The 7,188-nt window shown below is 71.5% G+C and carries 8 protein-coding genes and 1 pseudogene; 4 read left to right on the forward strand and 5 right to left on the reverse strand.

Annotation, left to right across the window (positions count from 1 at the left end):
- Positions 1 to 80: 80 nt before the first annotated feature.
- Together AOK24_RS32765 and AOK24_RS32770 are read right to left on the reverse strand one after the other, a co-directional pair.
- Positions 81 to 2,354: an ABC transporter ATP-binding protein/permease gene (locus AOK24_RS32765; protein WP_055723655.1), complete on the reverse strand. Its 2,274-nt coding sequence runs from the start codon at positions 2,352 to 2,354 to the stop codon at positions 81 to 83.
- Between the two features lie 53 nt (positions 2,355 to 2,407).
- Positions 2,408 to 2,818: a hypothetical protein gene (locus AOK24_RS32770; RefSeq protein WP_055723656.1), complete on the reverse strand. Its 411-nt coding sequence runs from the start codon at positions 2,816 to 2,818 to the stop codon at positions 2,408 to 2,410.
- A gap of 299 nt (positions 2,819 to 3,117) precedes the next feature.
- Between AOK24_RS32770 and AOK24_RS32775 the strand changes: the two genes are divergently transcribed.
- Positions 3,118 to 3,501 (forward strand): nuclear transport factor 2 family protein, encoded by a 384-nt coding sequence (locus AOK24_RS32775; protein ID WP_055723657.1) that lies wholly within the window; start codon positions 3,118 to 3,120, stop codon positions 3,499 to 3,501.
- Positions 3,502 to 3,554: 53 nt separating this feature from the next.
- Positions 3,555 to 3,839, forward strand: coding sequence for a DUF1905 domain-containing protein (locus tag AOK24_RS32780; RefSeq protein WP_063799555.1), 285 nt, complete (start codon positions 3,555 to 3,557; stop codon positions 3,837 to 3,839).
- Here the strand turns inward: AOK24_RS32780 and mgrA are convergent.
- Positions 3,829 to 4,824 carry an L-glyceraldehyde 3-phosphate reductase gene (mgrA, locus tag AOK24_RS32785; protein WP_079057108.1) on the reverse strand — a complete coding sequence of 332 codons (996 nt, stop codon included), beginning with the start codon at positions 4,822 to 4,824 and terminating at the stop codon, positions 3,829 to 3,831. The genes AOK24_RS32780 and mgrA overlap by 11 nt on opposite strands.
- Before the next feature lie 135 nt (positions 4,825 to 4,959).
- Here mgrA and AOK24_RS32790 point away from each other — a divergent pair, with 135 nt between their 5' ends.
- Together AOK24_RS32790 and AOK24_RS32795 are read left to right on the forward strand one after the other, a co-directional pair.
- The gene (locus tag AOK24_RS32790) at positions 4,960 to 5,844 is read left to right on the forward strand and encodes a LysR family transcriptional regulator (protein WP_055723658.1); all 885 of its coding nucleotides are present in this window, start codon (positions 4,960 to 4,962) and stop codon (positions 5,842 to 5,844) included.
- 25 nt (positions 5,845 to 5,869) lie between these two features.
- Positions 5,870 to 6,385, forward strand: coding sequence for a mycothiol transferase (locus tag AOK24_RS32795; protein ID WP_055723659.1), 516 nt, complete (start codon positions 5,870 to 5,872; stop codon positions 6,383 to 6,385).
- On the opposite strand, the gene AOK24_RS32800 is transcribed toward AOK24_RS32795, so the two are convergent.
- Positions 6,367 to 6,965, reverse strand: a 599-nt coding sequence (locus tag AOK24_RS32800; RefSeq protein ID WP_240554237.1) for an adenosine deaminase family protein, incomplete at its 5' end; no start/stop codon positions are given. The genes AOK24_RS32795 and AOK24_RS32800 overlap by 19 nt on opposite strands.
- 2 nt (positions 6,966 to 6,967) lie before the next feature.
- A pseudogene (locus AOK24_RS51420) lies at positions 6,968 to 7,188 on the reverse strand (adenosine deaminase); the annotation flags it as partial.

A 7,188-nucleotide genomic window follows, 5' to 3' on the forward strand; every position in this document is an offset into this window, starting at 1 on the left:
GGCATGCCGTGGGGCGGGACGACATGGGTGGGCCGGAAGGCGCCGGAGGCGTTCACCGTGGGGACGTCCACCGTCACCGCCTACTTCCGCATGATCGCCGGCTCGTGCCGGCGCAGGAGGCGGGAGACCCCGTACAGGAACACCACCGCGAGGACGGCCAGCATCGCGATGTCCAGGAGCCAGACGCCCGTGGTGTGCTCGTAGAGCGGGTCGGCGGGGACGATGCGGCCGAGGTCGAGGGTCGAGGCCATCGCGGCGAGCGCCCAGCGGGAGGGGATCAGCCAGGCGAGCTGTTCGAGGACGGGTACGCCGTCCAGCTCCAGCAGCGCGCCGCAGAACACGACCTGGACGATCGCGAGGAGCACCAGCAGCGGCATGGTCACCTCCTCCTTCCGGACCAGCGCGGAGACGAGCAGGCCGAGGGTCATCGCGGTGAAGGAGAGCAGCGCGACGGCGAGGGTGATCTCGACGAGGGGATGCGTGAGGACGCCCTTGCCGCCGGGCGCGCCGAGGTCGACGCCGAGCAGCCCCACGAGGGTGAGGACGACGGCCTGGAGGACGGTCACCGTGCCGAGGACGACCACCTTGGACATCAGGTAGGCGCCCCGGGAGAGGCCGACGGCCCGCTCGCGCCGGTAGATGCCGCGTTCCTTGACGAGTTCGCGTACGGCGTTCGCCGCGCCGGTCAGGACGCCTCCGACGCACAGGATCAGCAGCGCGTTCATCGCCGTCTTCTCGGTGAGCCGCCCGCCCGCGAGGGCGCGGGCCATGCCGCCCATGACGAAGGGGAGGGCGATCATCACGGCGAGGAAGGTGCGGTCGGAGGAGAGGGCGGCGGTGTAGCGCCGGACCAGGGTGGCGAGTTGGGCTCTTCGGCCGCGCGGGCGGGGCGGCGGCGGGACGGTGACCCGGTCCTGGCGGGGCAGCCGGGGCTGGGCGGTGGCGTCGCGGACGTACCGGCGGTGCAGGGGCGAGAGGCGGTACTCCCCCGCCCAGTCCCGGTCCTGTTCGAGGGACTCGAAGACCTCCGGCCACTGTGCGGCGCCGAAGTAGGCGAGGGCGTCCTCGGGCGGGCCGTAGTAGGCGGTCCGGCCGCCGGGGGCGAGGACCAGGAGGCGGTCGCAGACGTCGAGGCTGAGGACGGAGTGGGTGACGACGATGACGGTGCGGCCGTCGTCGGCGAGGCCGCGCAGCATGTGCATCACCGAGCGGTCCATGCCGGGGTCGAGGCCCGAGGTCGGCTCGTCGAGGAAGAGCAGCGAGGGTTTCGTGAGGAGTTCCAGGGCGACGCTGACGCGTTTGCGCTGGCCGCCGGAGAGGCTGTGCACGGGCTGGTCGGCGCGCTGGCCGAGGCCGAGTTCGTGGATCACCTCGGTGACGCGGGCGCGGCGCTCCTCCTTCGCGGTGTCCTGGGGGAAGCGGAGTTCGGCGGCGTAGGTGAGGGCGGCGCGGACCGTCAGCTGGGCGTGCAGGATGTCGTCCTGGGGGACGAGGCCGATGCGCTGGCGCAGTTCGGCGTAGTCGCGGTACAGGTCGCGGCCGTCGTAGCCGACCGTGCCGTGGTCGGCGGGGCGCTGTCCGGTCAGGGCGCCCAGCAGCGTCGACTTGCCCGCGCCGCTCGGGCCGACCACCGCGAGCAGGCACTTCTCGCCGACGGGGAAGGAGACGTGGTCGAGCAGGACGCGGCCGTCGCCGAGGGTGACGGTCAGGTCCTGGACGTCGAGGGAGACCTCGCCGGTGTCGACGTACTCCTGGAGCCTGCCGTCCGCGAGCCGGAACGCGGAGTGCCCGATCCCCACGACGTCGTCGGGCCCGACCAGGGCGCGGGTGACCGGACTTCCGTTCAGATAGGTGCCGTTGTGGCTGCCGAGGTCGGCGATCTCGTGCGTCCCGTCGGGCAGCGCGCGCAGTTCGGCGTGGTGCCGGGAGACCACGAGGTCGTCGAGGACGAGATCGTTGTCGGCGGCGCGGCCGATGCGGACGGTCGTGGCCGGGAGGCGGTGTACGGCGGTGGGGCTGCGGAAGGCGGCGGTGCGGGCGGCCTTGAGGCGGGCGTGGGGGCCGTCGTCGGGGCTGCCGAAGCACAGGACGCTGCCGGGGCCGACGTCCTCGGCGTGGACGCGGTGGCCGTCGGTGTACGTGCCGTTGGTGCTGTGCTCGTCCTCGATCCGCCAGTGGTCGCCCTCGGGGCGCAGGACCGCGTGGTGCCAGGAGACGCGGGAGTCGTCGAGGACGATGTCGCTGAGGGGGTCGCGGCCGACGCGGTACGCGTGTGCCGGGGTCATCACGGTGGAGCCCGTCTCGGTCTCCAGGACCAGGTCGGGTGCGGTCGGGAGGACCGACGGCTCCGCCATGCCGGAATTCTATCGATTCGTCCATGTGTGCGCCTGGCGGGGCCGCGAGGTCTTCAGGCGACCGGCAGCACCAGGGCCGGGATCGTCCGCTGCATCCGCAGCGCGTCCACCGACTCCGCGAGCAGCTCGTACTCCGTCGTCTCGTCGCTCAGGGCGATCCGTACGAGCCGGCCGACCGCCAACTCGTCGGCTACCAGCTCCTGTTGGCCCATGTCGGCGCACCAGGCGCGCAGGGCGCCGGGGACGTCGGGGACGGTGTGGGCCACCGGGACGAGCGCGCCGGGCGGGCACAGGCCGCTCTCCGGCTGGGGGTCGAGGCGCTCGGCGATCCAGGAGGCCCGGTCGCGTAACCACCACAGGGCGAGCGCGAGGGTGGGTGCGCGGTAGGTGCCGAGCGGTACGCCGATGCGGCGGCCGTCGCAGACACCGTACGCGGTGACATGGCACAGGAATTCGTCGTGCACGTCTCTCTCCCCCGTCGATCGATGCCGGGCGGGCGGCCTCGCTTTCTATGCGGTACCTGAGAGTGAGCTACCCATGACGACGAGTATGTTCACTTCTAAAACACTGTCACCATGTCTTTCCGGCCAGTCTCCTGGCATATTCCGGGCCCGGCCTGGCCGGAATGCATGCCGCATGGAGGCACAGCTTCATGACCTCGGAGGTAATCGACCCCGGGGACCTGCGCGGGGAGAGTTGAGGACACCGGAGAGCGATCCGGGTCCCGACCGGTTATGACACCTTCACAGGAGGCCGATTCCGTATGCCCGTGCACACCCAGCGTCACAACATCGCCGTCACTCGTTACTTCGAGGCGTGGAACGCGCCCGATCCCGAGACCCGCGCGAAGGCGGTCGCGGCGGCCTGGACGGAAACAGGCAGTTACACGGACCCCCTGGCGGATGTGAGCGGCCACGCGGGGATCGCCGCCCTGATCGCGGCGGCGCGCGAGCAGTTCCCCGGGTTCGCCTTCCGCCTCACCGGGGCGGTCGACGGCCACCACGACACGGCCCGCTTCTCCTGGGAGCTGGTGAACGAGACGGACGATACGGCTCCGGTGGCCGGATCGGACGTCGTCACCCTGGACGAGGACGGCCGGATCATTGCCGTGCTCGGTTTCCTGGACCGGGTGCCCGAAGGGCGATGAGTTCTCCCGCCCGGCCGGGTCTACCGGGACGACCCGAGCGAGCGGAGAGAGTCATGAGCAGCGAACCCCTGGACGTCGAGTTCACCGCCGTCCTGCGCAGGAGCCCGGCGAAGGGCGGGTGGACGTACGTGGTGTGGCCCGAGTCGGTGGCGTTCTTCGGGACCCGCGGACGGGTGAAGGTCCGCGGGACCGTGGACGGTCAGCCGTTCGAGAGCTCCTTCATGGCGCTCGGCGACGGCACGCACAAGCTGCCGGTCAGGGCCGGGCTCCGCGCGGCCTGCGGAAAAGCCGAGGGAGAGCCAGTGACCGTACGGCTGACCGAACGCTTCAACCGTTGACGATCTTGTCGATCTGCGCCAGCTCGGCGTCCTCGAAGTCCAGGTTGGCGAGGGCGCCGACGCTGTCCTCGATCTGCTGGGCGCTGCTCGCGCCGACGAGCGCGGAGGTGACCCGGCCGCCGCGCAGCACCCACGCGAGGGCGAGCTGCGCGAGGGTCTGGCCGCGTCCGGCGGCGATGTCGTTGAGCGCGCGCAGCTTGGCGACGAGGTCTTCCGTGAGCGCGTCGGAGTTCAGGAACGGGCTCTCGCTGGCCGCGCGGGAGCCCTCCGGGATGCCGTCGAGGTAGCGGGAGGACAGGACGCCCTGCTCCAGCGGGGAGAAGACGATCGAGCCGACCTCCAGCTCGTCCAGCGCGTCGAGCAGGCCGCCGGTCTCCGGGCGCCGGTCGAGCATCGAGTAGCGCGGCTGGTGGATCAGCAGCGGGGTGCCGAGCTCACCGAGGATGCGGGCGGCCTCGCGGGTCTGCTCGGCGGAGTAGTTGGAGATGCCGACGTACAGCGCCTTGCCCTGCTGGACGGCGGAGTGCAGCGCGCCCATGGTCTCTTCCAGCGGGGTGTCGGGGTCGGGGCGGTGCGAGTAGAAGATGTCGACGTAGTCGAGGCCCAGCCGCTTGAGGGACTGGTCCAGCGACGACAGCACGTACTTGCGGGAGCCCCACTCGCCGTACGGGCCCGGCCACATCAGGTACCCGGCCTTCGTCGAGATGATCATCTCGTCGCGGTAGGGCGCGAAGTCGGACTTGAGGAACTCGCCGAACGCGGACTCGGCGGCGCCGGGCGGCGGGCCGTAGTTGTTGGCGAGGTCGAAGTGGGTGACGCCGAGGTCGAAGGCGCGGCGCAGGATCGCGCGCTGGGTCTCGATCGAGCGGTCGGGGCCGAAGTTGTGCCACAGACCGAGCGACAGGGCCGGGAGCTTGAGTCCGCTGCGTCCGGAGCGGCGGTAGGGCATGTCCGCGTAGCGGTCGGGGTGGGCGGTGTAGGACAACGCGACTCCATCACGAGGGGTGGGGGGCACAGCTTTCGAGCGATATCCACCTTTCCCGACCTGCGGGCAGAGGTCCAACAGAAGAATCCGATGGAATTCAGCGGCCGGGCTTCTCAGTGGCTAAGCTTCCCGGTCATGGAACTGCGCCACCTCCAGCACTTCGTCGCGGTCGCCGAGGACCAGCACTTCACCCGGGCCGCCGAACGCCTCATGGTGTCCCAGTCCGGCCTGTCCGCGTCGATCCGCGCCCTGGAACGGGAACTGCGCGCTCCGCTGTTCGTGCGCACGACCCGCCGGGTGACCCTCACCGAGGCGGGCCGCGCCCTGCTGACCGAGGCCGAGCGCATCCTCGCGCAGGTCAGGTCGGCGCACGAGGCGGTGGCGGCCGTGCAGGGCGTCCTGCGCGGGACCCTCGCGGTCGGCACCGAGCAGTGCATCGCGGGCGTGCACCCGCCGGGGCTGCTCGCCGCGTTCCGCCGTACGCACCCGGACGTGGAGGTGCGGCTTCGGCAGTTCGGGTCGGGGACGCTCGCCGAGGAGGTCGCCGCGGGGCGGCTGGACCTGGCGTTCGCGTACCGGACGCAGGACGACACGGACCAGCTCAGGTCGGTGTCGCTGGCCGTCGAGCCGATGTACGTGCTGTGCCACCCCGACCACCGGCTGGCGGGCGCGGGGGCCGCGCTGAGCTGCGAGGACGTCGGGGACGAGGTGTTCGTGGACTTCCACCCCGACTGGGGCCCGCGCCGGGCCACCGACGCGGCGTTCGCGGAAGCGGGGGTGCGGCGGACGGTCGCGCTGGAGGTCAACGACGTGCACAGCCTCCTCGACCTGATCGACGAGAACCTCGGCGTCGCCGTCGTCCCCCGGCACTTCCGGCACAAGCGGCCCGCGCTCGCCGCGCTGCCGCTGAAGGGGTCCGGGGAGCAGGGCTACGAGACCGTGGCGCTGCTCCCGCCCGACGGGGCGAGAAGTCCGGCGGCGCGGGCGCTCATGGGGTTGCTCGAAACCGGGGGCGCGTGAGCCGCGCGCGGGGCATGGTGGTCGTATGCATGCGAAGGACATTCTCATCGACGGGTACGGCCGCATCCGGGAAGAGGTCCACGCGGCGGTCGCCGGACTCGACGCGGACGGGCTCAACCACCGGCCGGCCCCCCAGGCCAACTCGGTGGCCTGGCTGATCTGGCACCTCACCCGGGTCCAGGACGACCATGTCGCCGACGCGTTCGGTCTGGAACAGGTGTGGCACGCGCAGGGCTGGGAGAAGCTGTTCGGCCTCGACCTGCCGCCGCACGACACCGGGTACGGACACGGGCCCGACCAGGTCGCCCGGGTGCGGGTCGCCGGGGCGAACCTGCTGACCGGCTACTACGACGCCGTCCACGAACAGACGCTGGAGGCGCTGGCCACGGTCGCCGCCGAGGACCTGGAGCGGATCGTCGACATCCGCTGGGACCCGCCGGTCAGCCTCGGGGTACGCCTGGTGAGCGTGCTCGCGGACGACCTCGAACACGCCGGTCAGGCGGCCTATCTGCGCGGGATGATTCAGAGCGCGGAGGAGTAGCCCGGCAGGACGACGTCCTCGATCAGCTTCTTGCGCTCGTCGAACGGGATGAACGCGCTCTTCAGGGCGTTCACCGTCACATCGCGCAGGTCGGCGGTGGTCCAGCCGGCCTCCTCGACCAGGAGGGACATCTCGCGCGTCATCGTCGTACCCGACACCAGGCGGTTGTCGGTGTTCAGGGTGACGCGGAAGCCGAGGTTCTTCAGCGCGGTGATCGGGTGCTCGGCGATGGAGGTCGCGGCGCCGGTCTGGAGGTTGGAGGTGGGGCACATCTCCAGGGCGATACGGCGGTCGCGGACCCAGCCCGCGAGGCGGCCGAGCTTGCCGGTGGCCAGGTCGGCGATGTCGTCCGTGATGCGGACGCCGTGGCCGATGCGCTGGGCTCCGCAGATCTGGAGGGCCTGGTGGATGCTGGACAGGCCGTCCGCCTCGCCCGCGTGGATCGTGAACGGCACGTTCTCGCTCCGCAGGTGTGCGAACGCGTCCGCGTGGTCGGCGGCCGGGAAGCCCGCCTCGGCGCCGGCGATGTCGAAGCCGACGACGCCCGCGTCGCGGTAGACGACGGCCAGGTCGGCGGCCTNNCAGCGTGAGGCCACCGCGCGTGTTCAGCTCCGGCGCGTAGCGGACCTCGCCGTACACGACACCGTCCGCCGCCAGGTCGAGGACATACTCCTCAGCGACTCTCAACAGGCCCTCGCGGGTCTGGAGAACGGCGAGCGTGTGATCGAAGGTCGCGATGTACCGGACCAGGTCCCCGGAGTTGGCAGCCTCGAAGAACCAGGCGGCGAGCGCCTCGGGGTCCG

This window comes from Streptomyces niveiscabiei, from assembly GCF_001419795.1.
Classification (GTDB): Bacteria; Actinomycetota; Actinomycetes; order Streptomycetales; family Streptomycetaceae; genus Streptomyces; species Streptomyces niveiscabiei.